The sequence below is a fragment of the Shewanella sp. genome, assembly GCF_048265805.1.
Lineage (GTDB): Bacteria > Pseudomonadota > Gammaproteobacteria > Enterobacterales > Shewanellaceae > Shewanella.
Genome location: NZ_JBLXAT010000005.1, coordinates 84,279 through 99,245, shown reverse-complemented (window position 1 = coordinate 99,245; position 14,967 = coordinate 84,279). Strand labels below are relative to the sequence as shown.

The following is a 14,967-nucleotide window of genomic DNA, read 5'->3' as shown; positions in this document are numbered from 1 at the left end:
GGCGCTTATTTACTGCCAAACAAGTTATGCCACATGCGCCTAAGTGAAGCAAAAATCCCTGGATGTGACACTGCACTCATGTCCTCTTCAACATGTTCAACTGCGGGCGCCACGCGCGGTTGAATCTGTTGCAGAAAGGCACTAATTGAAGGGGCTAACAAGGTTAATGGTTCCTTGCCGGGTTGCTCTAGCCAGACACTGCCATCTTCATCCTTGACACAAATCATCTCGTCACCGGTTTCTGTGACGCCAATAAACCAGCTGGTTGCTTGTTTGAGCTTGCGCTTCATCATCAAATGGCCGATCAAGTTTTGTTGCAGGCGAATAAAATCGTCCTCGTTCCACACTTGAAGTAGTTCGCCTACGCCCCAGGCAGCATCAAAATGCAATGACCCAGCCCAATGGCTGCCGTAAAATGCTTCAATGTCACTGTGTAGTTCTATCCCTAGCGCCTGCCGCACATTATCAAATGACCCCGATTCTGAGCGAGCCACATGACACCACTGCACAGGTTCAGATTCATCCTGTTGACGACACAAAGATGGCTCCCCGTGACTATAATAACGGGGGCATTCGTGAAGCGTTTGCTGATAACGCTGTTGGTACTGAGCTAACCACTGCGACAATGCGACTGCGCAAGACACCTGATCTTTCCTTTATTTACGATATAATCTGGCTCTATTTTGCATGGAATAACTTGAGATGTCACAAAATCCGCACACTGAACCTTATCAGCAATCGCCAGCGTTAGCCGAGTTAACCCTCGGAAAATCTGTATCTTACCAGCAGCATTACGCGCCAGAGCTGTTGCAGGCGGTTCCTCGTAAGCTTAATCGTGATGCTATTGCGTTAGCCGCGCCACTGCCGTTTCACGGTGTTGACCTATGGACCGCTTATGAGCTGTCTTGGCTCAACAGCAAAGGCAAGCCTATGGTCGCGATAGCCGAAGTGCAGTTAGATGCCAACAGTGAAAACCTGATTGAGTCCAAATCATTCAAGCTGTATTTGAATAGCTTAAACCAGAGTAAATTTGACAGCATTGAAGCGCTACAACAGACGCTAAGCCAAGACTTAGCCGACTGCGCCAATGGTGCGGCTAAGGTGACACTGATTGAGCCAAAACAGTTTGGTTTGCAGCGGATTGTTGAACTACCTGGCCACAATATTGATGAGTTAGATATTGAAGTGACCGACTATCAATTTTCTACCGCTTGGCTGGAAAACAGCACCGACGACAAACAGATAGTGGCAGAAACGCTTAACTCTAACTTACTAAAATCAAACTGTTTGATTACCTCTCAACCTGATTGGGGTAGCGTGATGATCCGCTATCAGGGGCCAAAGATAAACCGCGAGCAGTTGCTGCGTTATTTGATCTCTTTCCGCCAGCATAATGAGTTTCACGAACAGTGTGTAGAACGCATTTTTACTGACCTGAAACAGTTTTGCCAGTGCAGTAAACTTACCGTATACGCGCGCTATACTCGCCGCGGCGGCTTAGATATCAATCCATTCCGCAGCGACTTTGAGCAAATCCCCGAAAGTCATCGCTTAGCGCGCCAATAATCCGCTAACGTGCTAGATGGCACCAATTGCCATGTCACAGATGTTTGCGCGGTGGCTAAAGTCACCGCTAGCAACAGTTGTGGTGTGGGTGCCATTAGCCAACTCTGCCATACCTGTGTGCTAGATTCTGGCAAACGATGTACCGGATGCAGCGCATTTGAACCAAGCCGATGTAACTGCATATCACTAAAATCATAATCCGCCAGCGACACCGTCAACCCATAGCCTTTGGCTTTTAGCAGCGCTTCTTTTAACACCCACAGCTGATAAAACAGGCTCACTTGCGTAGAAACTGGCTGATTATTTAACAAGCGCTGCTCTTGAGCAGTAAAGTACTGTGCTGCAATCTCCCGCCAGTGACGTTGAGGTTTTATTTGCTCAATATCAATACCAACCGCATCGTGACCAGTGGCGATAGCAATCGCCAGATAATCACCGCTGTGGCTCACATTAAACTGTAGTGGCGGGCCCTGATATGCAGCGGCCAACTGCGGCTTTCCTTGAGCATCATGCACAATCGGCCACGCATGAGCTGCCAATTCGCCGTGCTGTAAACTCAGGCATTGTCTCAGCCACCAGCGGCTTTGCAGCAATTTATCCTGAACCTGTGCCGAACGAGATCGCTCGATGCGTTCACGTTCTGCCGCGTTAAGATCTGCCAGCATTGCCATGCGTAACTCATCATCCAGTGGCTCAAACTGGCGTAAATAGACCAAATAATTTGCCGTGGAACTCACCTTAGCCAAGCTAATATTCCTTCATATAAATCCTGTGGTTACCATGTATCATCACAGCGTGCTCCATACAGTAATGAAACTTAATAGCAACATTGGTAAACACGATACAGCGGCAATTCAGCTACGCTTGTTAAGGTAATGCTACAAAATGGAGCTAATGGGAGAGCCCTATGAAACGCATATATTCATTACCAAGTTTACTGCTGACTGGCGGCGCGATGCTGCTACTTAATGGCTGTGGTGGTAGCGACAGCCCACCTGAACCTGAAGTCACCATGTCTCGTGTATCTTTTGCCGTATCTGATGCCCCCGTTGATAGTGCAGAGCAAGTGGTAGTTGCTTTTGATCAGATCGAGCTACTCAGAAACGGCCAAGAGAATATTGTACTTGATGTGCGAGGTGAAAACGGTGCCACTTTTCAACAAATTGATTTGCTGCAATATCAAGGCAGCGACAGCACCCTAATGGTGAGTGAGCAACCGATCCCCGCGGGGACTTACGATAACCTGATTCTGCACGTATTGGATGAATCGTCCGGCTCAGATCTCAGTTATGTGGTTAACGACAGTGGCCAACAAATCCCGCTCAAACAACCCAGTAACCGGTTGCAACTCGGTGGCTTTACCGTTGCTGCTGACACTGTGCAGCAATTTACCATTGAGTTTAATCTGCGCCAGTCATTGGTCGAAAACCAAAACGGTCAACGCTATAATCTCAAACCGCATGGCGTCACAATCGTTAACAACGCGGAAGTGGCTAGCATCACAGGCACTGTGGATGTGAGTTTGTTTGAGACTGAGGGGTGTAGTTTCGAGCAAGGTAACTTCGTTTATCTCTATCCCGGTCATGGGCTCACCAACACGTTAGCGGATCTGTATGATCCAGAGGTCAATACCACCGAAATTTTGGTGCCAACAGTAATAGCTTATGCTTCTGCGGCCGTCGCCTATACCGAAGGAAACTTTGCCGATTACCAATTTGGTTTTATTCCCGCAGGGGATTACACCCTAGCGTTCAGTTGCTCATCAATTGAAGATAATCCCGAGCAATATGATGGCATCACAATTCCTAATCCGGTTAGCCAAGTGCATGAGATCAGCATGAGTGCCGGTCAAACTGTGACGCAAGATTTCGTTCCGGTTATCTAATCGGCGACTTAGGGCTGTTTATCTTTAGTGTTTCATTTTTGTTCAAATTAAACGTGTTATGAGCAAGGCGCAGCCAGTGACGCTTAGTCAACTAAGCAAACTCGAGGCAACAAAGTTCAGGAGGCGTTTAAATGAACCCTTCGGGCAGTGACAGAGCGCCATTTATTCAGCGTTAGGTGATATTTATGGAGAATAACTCCACGGCACATCACCAGGCTTGCCTAAATCACGCTCGGTTTACTGCAACAACAACCAGCAAAGATAAACAGCCCCTAGCAGGTAAGGCACTTCAGCGTTACCCTGCCCTTGCTGCTTACACCTCAACGCGCACAGTGTGCGGTATCATTTGCCCATCGAACACGAATTGATTGCTCAAAATATCCGCAATCGATAAGCTATGCTGCAGATTTACCACAGGTTTTCAAGCGACTTGAGCAAACTTAGCTACGCTTAGTATTATGTTAGAAAGTGAGGTTTATCAGTTGGATAGCACAGCTCTTATGTTAGGTGGCGGTGGCGCTCGAGCAGCTTATCAAGTAGGCGTGCTCAAGGCTTTAGTACAGCATTATCCACGTAACCATGCTATTCCATTCAATATCATTTGTGGCACCTCCGCTGGAGCGATTAATGGCACCGCCATGGCAACTCACGCCTCCTGCTTTCATCTCGGGGTAAAAAAACTGGAGTGGATCTGGCGCCATATTGATACCAGTCGGGTGTATCAATCTTCACTGAGCCAAGTGTTAGCGCAGCTCGCGGGCATCTTGTTAAAGAGCCTGCAAAGTGATCGCGCCAATACCAATGCAGGCTGCTTGCTAGATAATGATCCGCTGCGACACCTGTTAAATGAACTTATCAACTTTGAACGAATTGACCGCAATATTCAGCGTGGCCACCTTACGGCGCTCAGTATTGATACCTCATGCTATAACAGCTCGCACTCAGTGAGTTTTTTCCAAGCTAGCGATGAAATTGCCAACTGGAAACGTGCGCGCCGCAGCGGTGAACGTTGTCGACTTAATACTGAACATCTGATGGCCAGTGCGGCGATTCCACTGGTGTTTCCCTCAATAAAATTGGGCAAGTGGTACTACGGCGATGGCTCCGTACACCAATTGGCGCCGTTGTCTTGCCCCATTCATCTTGGGGCAAACAAGATTTTAGTGGTCAATTTAGAGAGCCCACATAAACATCGACCTAAAGAATTAGAATACCACCCGAAGACCGCAACCGTGGCAGGCCATCTGCTTGATACCATCTTTTCTGACACACTCAATAGCGATCTGGAGCGCCTAAAACGGGTCAATAGTACCTTGGCGTTAATTCCCAAGGAGGTGCAGCAATCCGCGTCATTACGGGTGATTGAAACCTTAGTGATTAAACCCAGTGAAGATTTGAGTGACTTGGCCAAACGATATTATATGGATATGCCATTTGCGATTCGGCGCTTGTTAGGGCTCATCGGCATCAATAGCCAATCAGAATCGAGTATTTTGTCCTACCTGTTATTTGAAAAGAGTTTTACGGGCGCATTGATCGACTTAGGCTATCGCGATGCACAAAGACAGATGGACGAGCTGGCAAGCTTCTTTCAATTTCCGCATTAATTGCCAGTAATAAGCCAGCGCTCTGCCTGCGCAAAATGCTCGGCAATACCACACAGCAGCAGGATATCACCCGCCTGTAAGTTTGTGTCTTGGCTGGCGTCATGCTCAATATCAGCACGGCGCCATGATACAAGCTGCACCTGCAACTCAGCCCAAGGCACAGCTGACAGTAATAAGCCCACCGCTGCCGCATTGCTCGCTAATGGCAGCGCAAACAGCTGTTCAAAGCCCAACTCATCCGCCGAAGCCGCCATACTGCCATGCAGAGAGGGATAATGATTGCGGCGCTCATTCTCAAGTAACCGCAAGATTTTACTCAGCGGCACGCCCGAATGATGCAACACGTGCGACACTAACATCAAACTGCCCTCAAACACTTCGGGGATCACCTGATCAGCGCCCGCTTGCTTGAGTTGAGTCATCTGCCGATCATCGCTGGTACGTACTAAAATTTTACTGCGTGGCGCTAATTCACGACACAGCGCTAACAGTTGTTGAATATGCGGGTGGCGATGAAAAGTAATAATGATTATCGCCACTTCACTAATGCCAGCCTGCTGCAATATCGCTTGTTTGTCAGCATCACCAAAAAACAGCGGTTCACCTGTCGCCCGCCCCTGTGTCACTCTGGCGGGATCGATATCCAACGCCAAATAATGAATACCTTCCGCTTTAAGGAAACTGGCAATCACCTGCCCTACGCGCCCAAACCCCAGCAGTAACACTTTGGCCCCACTGGGCGGCAACGTTGGGGTTAAGGCCGTTTGTAAATCCTTAGCACTAAATAGCGGCTGGTGTTGACTAAGGAGCTTCATCATCCACGGCGTGAGCGCCATAGACAACACGCCTGCAACCACAAACAGGTTGGCCCACTGCGGTGCCAATAACTGTGCATCCACACCCACGGCAATAATAACAAAAGAGAATTCGCCCATCTGCGCCAAGGCTGCGGCAGTGGCTAGCGAGGTGGCTAAGCTCTCTCCGGCTAAACGCAATAGCATGATGATCAACAGACTTTTTAGTAGCATCAGCCCTGCAGTAATAAACAGAATTTGCCACCAGAAGCCGAGCAAACTGCCTAAGTCCAACAACATGCCGATGGAGATAAAAAATACCCCCATCAACAAATCACGGAAGGGACGAATATCGGCTTCAATCTGCCGCCGATACTGACTTTCGCCCAACACCATGCCCGCTAAGAAAGCCCCCAGCGCCATCGACAAACCAAGCCAGTAGGTCGCCACACCGGTCAGTAACGCAACCACCAACGCACACAGCACGAATAGCTCGCTACTGCGGGCACGGGCAACTTCGTCAAATAGCCGTGGCAGCCCCCATTTGCCAATACCCAGCACTAACACAAATGCCACCATGCCTTTCATTAACGCCACCAGCAGTACCGGTAAAAACTCACCGGGTGTTGCTGCGCCTAACAACGGAATCACAATCAGCAGCGGCACCACCGCAATGTCTTGAAACAGCAGTACGCCAACGGCGAGCTCACCATGTCGATGCGCTAGCTGACCACTATCGTTAAGCTGTTTAAGGACGATCGCCGTCGATGATAAGGCAACAGCAAAACCAAGCACGATGGTCTGCCCGATATCATTGATAAACAGCAAACCAAATACCGTCACAGTTAGAGCACACAACACCACTTGCAAGCTACCTAAGCCAAACACCGTTCGCCGCAGCGCCCACAGTTTGCCAATGGAGAACTCTAATCCAAGAGTGAACATTAGCAGCACCACCCCGAGTTCGGCGGTTAACTGAATGGAGGATTGCGAAATCCAGTTGAACCCTGCGGGGCCGCTAATAATGCCAGTAAACAGATATGCCAATAACGCTGACACCCGCAAACGGCGTAGCAAAACAATCGCTACGATGGCGATGAGCAACATCATCAACACTTGTGTGAGTAATTGATGGCCCAAAATGCGACTCCTTCATTGACTGCCGCGGTTCTGTCAAAAAGGTGACAACAGACGAAATCATGACACCGACAAGTGCTCACTAACTGCACCAATTCAACTAATTAGCATTATCGGCACACATATTGCTAAACACTGCTCACAACTGAGAGTTAACCGGAGTATCTTTATGGATTTTTTACCAACAGCCGAAGGATACGCTGACACCTACACGTGGCAGGACACGCCCCACAGAGCCATAAAGCTCGACCAACTGCATTTATTGCAGAAATTACATGCGAGTTTAGACCCTCGGACAGTATTTGCCAGTTACGGCAAACAACTGCAGGCAGTATTGCCGCTTTATGGTGTGCAACTGCATGACAAAACCTCATCGTTACAATGGGGACGCGCTAAGGGCCAAAAGCTTAGCCGTATGTTGTCGACGGAAGATGGTCAGTATTTGCTGGATTACTATATCTCGGTGTCATTATCACCGAGTGAGAGCCACCTGTTAGATAAAGTCGAACCCTTGCTAAGCCAACCGCTAAGCAACGCCAAAAAGCATCAGAAAATTGCTCAGCAAGTATTACTGGATTCATTAACCAGTCTTGGCAATCGTTTGTGGTTCAATCGAGCGTTAACGCATAGCATTGCGCGCCATCGCCGTGGACGCTCTGAACTTAGCTTGTTGATTTTAGACTTGGATAATTTCAAACAGCTTAATGACAGTAAAGGTCATCGAGAAGGTGACCGCGCACTGATGCTGTTTGCCGATATTATTCGCAGCAGTATTCGCAGCACCGACCAAGCCTTCCGCTTAGGCGGTGATGAGTTTGTCATTATTGTTGAAGGTAATGATGAGTCGGCGCGACATATTGCTGACCGAGTATTACAGCAAGGTAGGGAGCAGCCATTTTTTAAAGAAAACAATCTGTCCTGCAGTATCGGCATCAATACACCGCCAGCTAAAACAACGGCAGAACAACTATTTGAACACGCCGATAACGCACTCTACCGCGCCAAGAGTAGCGGCCGTAACCGTTACTGCGTGGCCTAGGCTTAGGCGTATTAACGGGAAGGCGCCATGCCTTCCCACAATTACGCTTGTGTTTTTTGCTCCTCCGCGATACACGCTGCCGCGGTGAAGATCACGTCGGTTGAAGAGTTAAGCGCCGTTTCAGTTGAATCCTGTAGCACGCCAATAATCATGCCCACTGCAACAACCTGCATCGCGAACTCATTATCGATGCCAAACAAGCTACAAGCCAAAGGGATCAACAATAACGAGCCACCGGCAACACCGGATGCACCACAGGCAGAGATAGCAGCGACAATACTCAACAGCAACGCTGTTGGCCAATCCACACTATAACCTAACGTATTCACCGCTGCTAACGTTAACACCGTGATGGTGATAGCCGCCCCGCCCATATTGATAGTGGCACCAAGCGGAATAGAAACCGAATAGGTATCCTCATGCAGTTTTAAGCGTTCACACAACGCCATGTTTACGGGAATATTGGCCGCACTGGAGCGAGTAAAAAACGCTGTGACACCACTTTCTTTCAAACACATCAGCACCAAAGGATAGGGATTACGGCGAATCTTGTAGTACACCAGCGCAGGGTTGATCACTAATGCCATAAACAGCATGGTAGCAATCAACACCGCCAACAGGTGCAGGTAACTCGCCATCGACGCAAAACCTGTACTCGCAATCGAAGCCGCCACCAAGCCAAATATCCCTATCGGTGCCAGATGAATCACAAAGCGCACCATATTCGACACGCCATGGCTCATATCCCAAAACACCTTTTTGGTGGCATCAGAGCCGTGCTTTAACGTCAGCCCCAGGCCGATAGCCCACACCAGAATACCGATATAGTTGCCACTCATCAGTGCGTTAATCGGGTTATCGACCATCTTAAACAACAGCGTATGCAACACTTCACCGATACCGTCAGGCGGGGTCATAGTTTGCTCAGAAGTTTGTAAGACCAGCGTGGAGGGGAACATAAAACTCATGCTTACCGCCGACAACGCCGCAAAGAAGGTGCCCAGCAAATACAGCACAATGACGGGACGTAAGTTGGTTTGAGTATTGCGCTTTTGATTTGCAATAGAAGCGGCCACCAGCAAGAACACCAAAATTGGTGCGATGGCTTTCAACGCATCAACAAACAGCTCACCTAAAAAGGCGATCCTTTGTGCCCATTCCGGGACTAACAGTGCGAATAGAATACCGGTGATGATACCGATGAGAATTTGCAGAACCAGACTCGTGCGAGCAATACGCGCAACCCAAAGGGAAAGAAGCTTCATTATGTTGCCTATCGTTATTATCGTAATGGCGGGCGCCATGGAATAACGTTTTTATCGAAGAAGCCCGCGGATGTCCAGTATCCGCGGCGATTCCCGTAAAAAATTAGCCAGAAACTTTATTCGCACCACGCAACATGGCTTGCACCAGTTCATGGGCATCAAATTTGGTGAGCGCTTCGTTAGCGCCAACTTGATGTGCTTGGCCGACACTAATTTCACTGGATAGTGAGGTATGCAAAATAATATACGCTTTGTCTAACGCCGGGTTATCACGTACTTCAAACGCCAGTTCATAGCCATCAAGCCCTGGCATTTCAATATCACTCACCAACAGATTCACAGGCTTTCCATCCAAGGCGCCCTGCTCCATGATGTCTAACGCTGTTTTACCGTTGGAGGTCACGTCATAACTAATATTCAGCGAATCTAGCGCATCACCAAGTTGCTTACGCGCCACGCTGGAATCATCTACCAACAGAATACGCATCGTACGCAGTTTTTCGCGCTGCACGTCAGTAACACTGACTAAACTCGCATGCTGCTGCGGGAAAATCTTTGCCATCAATAACTCAAGATCCAACAGTTGGATCAGTTGGTCGTTGTAGCGCGTGACACCAGTTAACAACGCATGATGTCCGACGCTACTAGGCGGTGATTCAATATCACGCCAGTTACATTCGATAATTTTATCAATGCCGCGCACCAAAAAACCGATCACCATACGCTGGCAATCCGTTACGATGATATAGCTGTTAGTTAACTCTTCTTCGGTAATAGACCGATAGCCAATGGCTGCGGCCATATCAATGACCGGAATGGTATGACCCCGAAAGGTCACAGTGCCTTTGATAGCGGAATGCGACTTAGGCAAGTGATTGAGTGGCTTATAGGGGATCAGCTCGCGGATCTTCAGTGTCCCCATAGCAAACATCTGCCGTGCCGACAGATGAAACAACAGTAATCCCTGAGACTGGTTCGCCTTGCTTTTCATAGAGTTCTAGCTTAACAATCCTAAACAATTTGGCTAAGCATAACATAATTAAGCACAATTGCTGTCGTTCGACAGCGAACAGGTCACATGTTTACGCTTGAAGTTGGTACAGCACATCGTAAACAAATTGATCCCAGCCGTCCTCGACGAAACACTGTTCACAAGTTGCTCTAACACGGGCCACCGCATGCACCGGGGCCGCGCCTTGCTGCATCAAATGGCAAGCTAACCACACACCTAACAGGTTATGTGACGGCGAGGCGATCAACATAGGTTGTGATACATCAGGGAGCGTGATGGCGGCGATCACTTCGGCGAATGAGGCGACAGCATTATCATTCGGCTCAGTGACCGCTGGGAATAACACTACGGCACATTGACCAGTAGAAGAAGATGTTGAGGAGGCGGCGTCATCGGTTAGCCATAAGCAGTGACCAAATTGACCGTTTTGCAGCTGTTTCCCTAGCTCGGATTGTGGCACATCAGGCCAAATCGCTAAATCGTCCTCTAACCAAATCAAATTCATTCTGAGATACCGTTACGTCAATAGCGGCGCATAAGATAACCGTCTCGGCACATAAAAACCATGATAACTCGCATAAATCTGCAGGTTAACTACGTTCAATATCGATAAGTTGTTGTTTCATGGTCAAACCCCAAGCATAGCCAGTAAGCGCACCTTGCTTACCAATCACGCGATGGCACGGAATAATAATTGCGATGCGATTGGCGCCATTGGCGGCACCAACGGCCCTTGCCGCCTTTGGATTGCCGATACGCTGCGCCAAATCGCCGTAGCAAGCGATGTTACCAAATGGGATTAACAGTAATTGCTGCCACACTTGCTGTTGAAACACCGTGCCGGTTGGCGCTAGCGGTACAGTGAACTGGCGCCGTGTTTTTGTAAAGTATTCATCCAGTTGCTGCTGTGCGACCACCAAGATGTTCTCGGCGGCAATTATGACATCATCTGCCACACGCGCGCGCCGCCGTTCATCCAGCATGGAGGGTTCCGGCGCCACTGGCCGTAACGAGCATAAACCGAGCTCGCTGGCAGTTAACCACAGTGGTCCAACAGGGGATGCAATTTCAAGGTAAGCAATTGCACTGGGGTTAGTCCCCGCTATCAAATAGTTGTCACTCATGGGGAGCCTCATTAACGTTCGGCACTGCCGCACTCGCGGTACGCCATAGAATAAAGGTGAGATAACTGCCCCAAGGGGCAACTAACTGCGCCAGCGTGGACAGCGCCTTGGCGTCATTTATGCCATAAGCAATCAGTTGTTTTTTAATGACTAAATCACTGCTGAGTAAGACATCCGGCCAACCTTCGCCACGCAATTGCGCATAAGCCACTGTCCACGGGCCAATCCCTTTTAGCTGCAGCCACTGTTCGGCCGGGCTATCAGGCTGCTGGTGATTGAAGTGAGCCAGATTATCGATAGTTTGCTGCCGCGATTTGGGCATCGCGAGCTGACACGGTTGAGCCGCCAGTTGCGATGCGGAAGGGAAAAACAGCCGCTGCTGTCCAGCAATCTCCCGCCATGTTCCCGTCTGTTGCACCAGTTGGTTAAGCAGTTTAATTGCTTGGGTAACACTCACCTGCTGACCAAGCACCGCGCGGATCCCTGCCTCAAAACGACTTGCTACGCCAGCAATGCGCGTGCCCAAATACGGTTCACTGATGTTTGCTAACGCTGGGATGTGGTTAAGCGCTGCGCGGATAATGTGTGGCTCTGCTTCTAAATCAAACATGCGCCGCAACTGCTTTACCAGTTGTGGCAGCAGCCGCATATCCGCACCCGCCGCCAAACTGATGGTGATACGCAGTTGGTGCCGCTGCGGCTCATCCACTGCAAATATCGCCGCCTCCAGCTGGCTTTGATGAGCACTGAGTGACAGCGTGCGACCATAACCCGCTTGGCCATCTTGTTCAAACCACTCCATCCCCGCCACTGCACGCATGCGATAGAACGCTAGCATCGCTTGCCAATCATAAGGCGGGCGATAGCTTTGGGTCAGCTGTAACGTGCCAGAAAAACCCGTGTCAGCATGGCGGCGCAGTGATGATGGCGACAACTGCAACGCCGACTGAAACACCTCATTAAAACGCCGTACGCTGTGAAAGCCAGCGGCAAATGCCACATCGGTAATGGGTAACTGCGTTTGATGCAATAACTGCTTGGCAAACATCAGTCGACAATAATTCACATAAGCGATTGGTGTGGTGCCCATCTTGTTGGCAAATAACCGTCTTAACCAGCGGGAGGAGATGCCAAGACGCGCACTGATCTGTTCAATATTCAACGGTTGCTGACTATCTAGTGCGGCCTGTTCAATAAGCGTTAACGCTCGTTGCATGGTGGTGTCGGTACCAAGCCAAGGATGAGATCCCGGCGCACTTTCAGGGCGACAACGCAAACAAGGCCGCAGTCCAGCGGCGGCTGCGGCACTGGCGCTCGAAAAATAGCGGACATTTTTCTCCTGCGGTGCAACTGCTGGACAGATCGGCCGACAGTAAATCCCTGTAGACAACACGCCGACGAAAAACACCCCATCAAAGCGCGCATCACGACTTAATCGCGCTTGGCGATATAGCTGATTGAATTGCGTATTCATTCATCAGGCTCACGTCAGTTATCAATTGCAGAGCAGAGTATCTAACTCACTGGCATACAACCAGCGGAATTCGGCACTGTACCGATGAAAAAATACCTGCGAGAAAATCGCAGGCTTTATCCAGTAATTTGCGCTGCAAAGCAGCAGTAACATTGGTTATGCTTAGCGGGATATTTATTACTCTAGAGTTTTACATGGTACACCGATTACTCACACTATTTGAATCTTGGACAAGCCCCCTGCCCGACATTGAACCGAGCACGCCACCTAAAGGGTTGTTAGCCTTCTGTCGTCATTACACCAAAGGGTTTGAAAAGCCGCTTATTATCATGTCGATACTCACCGCAACATTAGCGGTGTTGGAAGTCTCGCTGTTCGGTTTTATGGGGCAGTTAGTTGACTGGCTGGTGAGTAAAAATCCGGACACTCTGCTAGCAGAGGAAGGGACCACACTGTTGTGGATGAGCTTGATGGTGTTAGTGCTAATCCCCTTGCTCACCTTGCTGCATGCGTTGATTGTCTATCAGAGCCTACTCGGTAACTACCCGATGGCGATCCGCTGGTTAGCACACAAGTATCTACTCAAGCAAAGCATCTCATTTTATCAAAATGAATTTGCCGGACGGGTGGCAACTAAAGTGATGCAAACTTCGCTGGCCGTTCGCGAAACCGTGATGAAACTACTCGATGTACTGATGTACATTCTGGTGTATTTCACTTCTATGGTGGTGATGATGGCCAAGGCCGACTGGCGGTTGGTATTACCGATGGCCACTTGGTTACTGATCTACATCGGCTTGCAGTGGTATTTCATTCCTCGCCTCAAAAGTGTGTCGAGCGAACAAGCAGATGCGCGCTCTACCATGACCGGCCGTATTGTCGACAGCTATTCCAATATATCTACCGTCAAGTTATTTGCCCATACTCAGCAAGAAGCACAATATGCTCGCAGTAGCATGCGTGAGTTTCTGACGACAGTGCATAAGCAGATGCGCTTAGTCACAGGGATTAACGTCAGTGTGCAAGTGCTTAACTATCTATTAGCGTTTTCGGTGGCAGCGTTGTCTATTTGGTTGTGGATGGGCAGTGCTATCAGCGTCGGAGCCATTGCAATCGCCGTGAGTTTGGCGCTGCGCCTTAACGGCATGTCACAGTGGATTATGTGGGAAATCAGCGCGTTATTCGAAAATTTAGGTACGGTATCTGACGGTATGAACACCCTGTCTCAACCGACCAATATTGAAGATGCCGCAAATGCTAAACCGCTGGCGATTCCCCACGGTGGCATCCATTTCAATAATGTCAGTTTTGATTACGGCGAGAACAATGGCGTATTGCAACAGCTAGAACTCGATATCAAACCTGGCGAAAAGATTGGTCTGGTTGGCCGCTCTGGTGCAGGCAAGTCCACCTTAGTGAATCTGTTAATGCGGTTTTACGATATTGAGCACGGAGCAATACTCATCGACGGCGAAGATATCCGTAGCGTGATGCAAGATTCATTGCGCAGCAATATCGGCATGGTGACGCAAGATACCTCCCTGCTCCACCGTTCTATCAGAGAGAATATTCTATACGGCCGCCCTGATGCGACGGAAGCCGAGATGTTAGCTGCAATCAAAAAAGCCCAAGCTGATGACTTTATCGAACAGTTAACCGACCCACACGGAAATTGTGGTTTAGCTGCTCAAGTTGGCGAACGTGGTGTCAAACTTTCTGGTGGACAACGACAACGCATTGCTATCGCGCGAGTATTGCTCAAAGACGCGCCGATATTAGTGCTGGACGAAGCCACCTCAGCGCTCGACTCTGAAGTAGAAGCAGCCATTCAAGAAAGTTTATATCAGCTGATGGAAGGCAAAACGGTGATTGCTATCGCCCACAGGCTGTCCACCATTGCTGCTATGGATCGCCTGATTGTTTTAGACCAAGGCAAGATCGTTGAGCAAGGCTCTCACCAACAACTGATCAACCAAGGTGGCATCTATGCTCATCTGTGGCAACGTCAGACTGGCGGGTTCTTAGGGTTGGATTAATCCACCCTACCGTTTCCGCACAAGCAGG

General features: G+C 49.2%; 13 protein-coding genes. 5 read left to right on the top strand and 8 right to left on the bottom strand.

Annotated elements, in window-relative coordinates:
• Positions 1 to 5: 5 nt before the first annotated feature.
• Complete coding sequence (syd, locus tag ACN0TT_RS05000) at positions 6 to 644, bottom strand: SecY-interacting protein (protein ID WP_417761040.1); 639 nt, start codon at positions 642 to 644, stop codon at positions 6 to 8.
• 58 nt (positions 645 to 702) lie between these two features.
• Between syd and queF the strand changes: the two genes are divergently transcribed.
• Entirely contained in the window at positions 703 to 1,566 is an 864-nt protein-coding gene (queF, locus tag ACN0TT_RS04995; protein WP_417761039.1) for an NADPH-dependent 7-cyano-7-deazaguanine reductase QueF, read from the top strand.
• On the opposite strand, the gene ACN0TT_RS04990 is transcribed toward queF, so the two are convergent.
• Entirely contained in the window at positions 1,545 to 2,303 is a 759-nt protein-coding gene (locus ACN0TT_RS04990; RefSeq protein WP_417761164.1) for a 4'-phosphopantetheinyl transferase family protein, read from the bottom strand. The two genes, queF and ACN0TT_RS04990, sit on opposite strands and share 22 nt — an antisense overlap.
• A 170-nt stretch (positions 2,304 to 2,473) precedes the next feature.
• Here ACN0TT_RS04990 and ACN0TT_RS04985 point away from each other — a divergent pair, with 170 nt between their 5' ends.
• The gene (locus ACN0TT_RS04985) at positions 2,474 to 3,451 is read left to right on the top strand and encodes a DUF4382 domain-containing protein (RefSeq protein ID WP_417761038.1); all 978 of its coding nucleotides are present in this window, start codon (positions 2,474 to 2,476) and stop codon (positions 3,449 to 3,451) included.
• Between the two features lie 500 nt (positions 3,452 to 3,951).
• Positions 3,952 to 5,058 (top strand): patatin-like phospholipase family protein, encoded by a 1,107-nt coding sequence (locus ACN0TT_RS04980; RefSeq protein WP_417761163.1) that lies wholly within the window; start codon positions 3,952 to 3,954, stop codon positions 5,056 to 5,058.
• Here ACN0TT_RS04980 and ACN0TT_RS04975 read toward each other — a convergent pair.
• Entirely contained in the window at positions 5,055 to 6,992 is a 1,938-nt protein-coding gene (locus ACN0TT_RS04975) for a cation:proton antiporter (protein ID WP_417761037.1), read from the bottom strand. The two genes, ACN0TT_RS04980 and ACN0TT_RS04975, sit on opposite strands and share 4 nt — an antisense overlap.
• Positions 6,993 to 7,158: 166 nt before the next feature.
• Between ACN0TT_RS04975 and ACN0TT_RS04970 the strand changes: the two genes are divergently transcribed.
• Positions 7,159 to 8,028: a GGDEF domain-containing protein gene (locus tag ACN0TT_RS04970; protein WP_417761036.1), complete on the top strand. Its 870-nt coding sequence runs from the start codon at positions 7,159 to 7,161 to the stop codon at positions 8,026 to 8,028.
• A 41-nt stretch (positions 8,029 to 8,069) separates the two neighbouring features.
• On the opposite strand, the gene sstT is transcribed toward ACN0TT_RS04970, so the two are convergent.
• From sstT to ACN0TT_RS04945, 5 genes are all read right to left on the bottom strand, one after another.
• On the bottom strand, positions 8,070 to 9,293 hold the full coding sequence (gene sstT, locus ACN0TT_RS04965) for a serine/threonine transporter SstT (RefSeq protein ID WP_417761035.1): 1,224 nt from the start codon (positions 9,291 to 9,293) through the stop codon (positions 8,070 to 8,072).
• Between the two features lie 103 nt (positions 9,294 to 9,396).
• The gene (locus ACN0TT_RS04960; protein WP_417761034.1) at positions 9,397 to 10,284 is read right to left on the bottom strand and encodes a chemotaxis protein; all 888 of its coding nucleotides are present in this window, start codon (positions 10,282 to 10,284) and stop codon (positions 9,397 to 9,399) included.
• Positions 10,285 to 10,375: 91 nt separating this feature from the next.
• The gene (locus tag ACN0TT_RS04955) at positions 10,376 to 10,810 is read right to left on the bottom strand and encodes a hypothetical protein (RefSeq protein WP_417761033.1); all 435 of its coding nucleotides are present in this window, start codon (positions 10,808 to 10,810) and stop codon (positions 10,376 to 10,378) included.
• An 85-nt stretch (positions 10,811 to 10,895) separates the two neighbouring features.
• Complete coding sequence (locus tag ACN0TT_RS04950; RefSeq protein ID WP_417761032.1) at positions 10,896 to 11,429, bottom strand: methylated-DNA--[protein]-cysteine S-methyltransferase; 534 nt, start codon at positions 11,427 to 11,429, stop codon at positions 10,896 to 10,898.
• Entirely contained in the window at positions 11,422 to 12,903 is a 1,482-nt protein-coding gene (locus tag ACN0TT_RS04945) for an AlkA N-terminal domain-containing protein (RefSeq protein WP_417761031.1), read from the bottom strand. Before ACN0TT_RS04945 ends, ACN0TT_RS04950 begins: the two co-directional genes overlap by 8 nt.
• A 194-nt stretch (positions 12,904 to 13,097) precedes the next feature.
• On the opposite strand from ACN0TT_RS04945, the gene ACN0TT_RS04940 reads away from it, so the two are divergent.
• Complete coding sequence (locus tag ACN0TT_RS04940) at positions 13,098 to 14,939, top strand: ABC transporter ATP-binding protein (RefSeq protein WP_417761030.1); 1,842 nt, start codon at positions 13,098 to 13,100, stop codon at positions 14,937 to 14,939.
• Positions 14,940 to 14,967 lie beyond the last annotated feature (28 nt).

Coding starts and splice junctions, on each gene's coding strand:
- sstT (WP_417761035.1), bottom strand. CDS start 9,293: ATGAAGCTTCTTTCCCTTTGGGTTGCGCGTATTGCTCGCACGAGTCTG.
- ACN0TT_RS04950 (WP_417761032.1), bottom strand. CDS start 11,429: ATGAGTGACAACTATTTGATAGCGGGGACTAACCCCAGTGCAATTGCT.
- ACN0TT_RS04955 (WP_417761033.1), bottom strand. CDS start 10,810: ATGAATTTGATTTGGTTAGAGGACGATTTAGCGATTTGGCCTGATGTG.
- ACN0TT_RS04980 (WP_417761163.1), top strand. CDS start 3,952: ATGTTAGGTGGCGGTGGCGCTCGAGCAGCTTATCAAGTAGGCGTGCTC.
- ACN0TT_RS04940 (WP_417761030.1), top strand. CDS start 13,098: ATGGTACACCGATTACTCACACTATTTGAATCTTGGACAAGCCCCCTG.
- ACN0TT_RS04985 (WP_417761038.1), top strand. CDS start 2,474: ATGAAACGCATATATTCATTACCAAGTTTACTGCTGACTGGCGGCGCG.
- ACN0TT_RS04960 (WP_417761034.1), bottom strand. CDS start 10,284: ATGAAAAGCAAGGCGAACCAGTCTCAGGGATTACTGTTGTTTCATCTG.
- queF (WP_417761039.1), top strand. CDS start 703: ATGTCACAAAATCCGCACACTGAACCTTATCAGCAATCGCCAGCGTTA.
- ACN0TT_RS04945 (WP_417761031.1), bottom strand. CDS start 12,903: ATGAATACGCAATTCAATCAGCTATATCGCCAAGCGCGATTAAGTCGT.
- ACN0TT_RS04970 (WP_417761036.1), top strand. CDS start 7,159: ATGGATTTTTTACCAACAGCCGAAGGATACGCTGACACCTACACGTGG.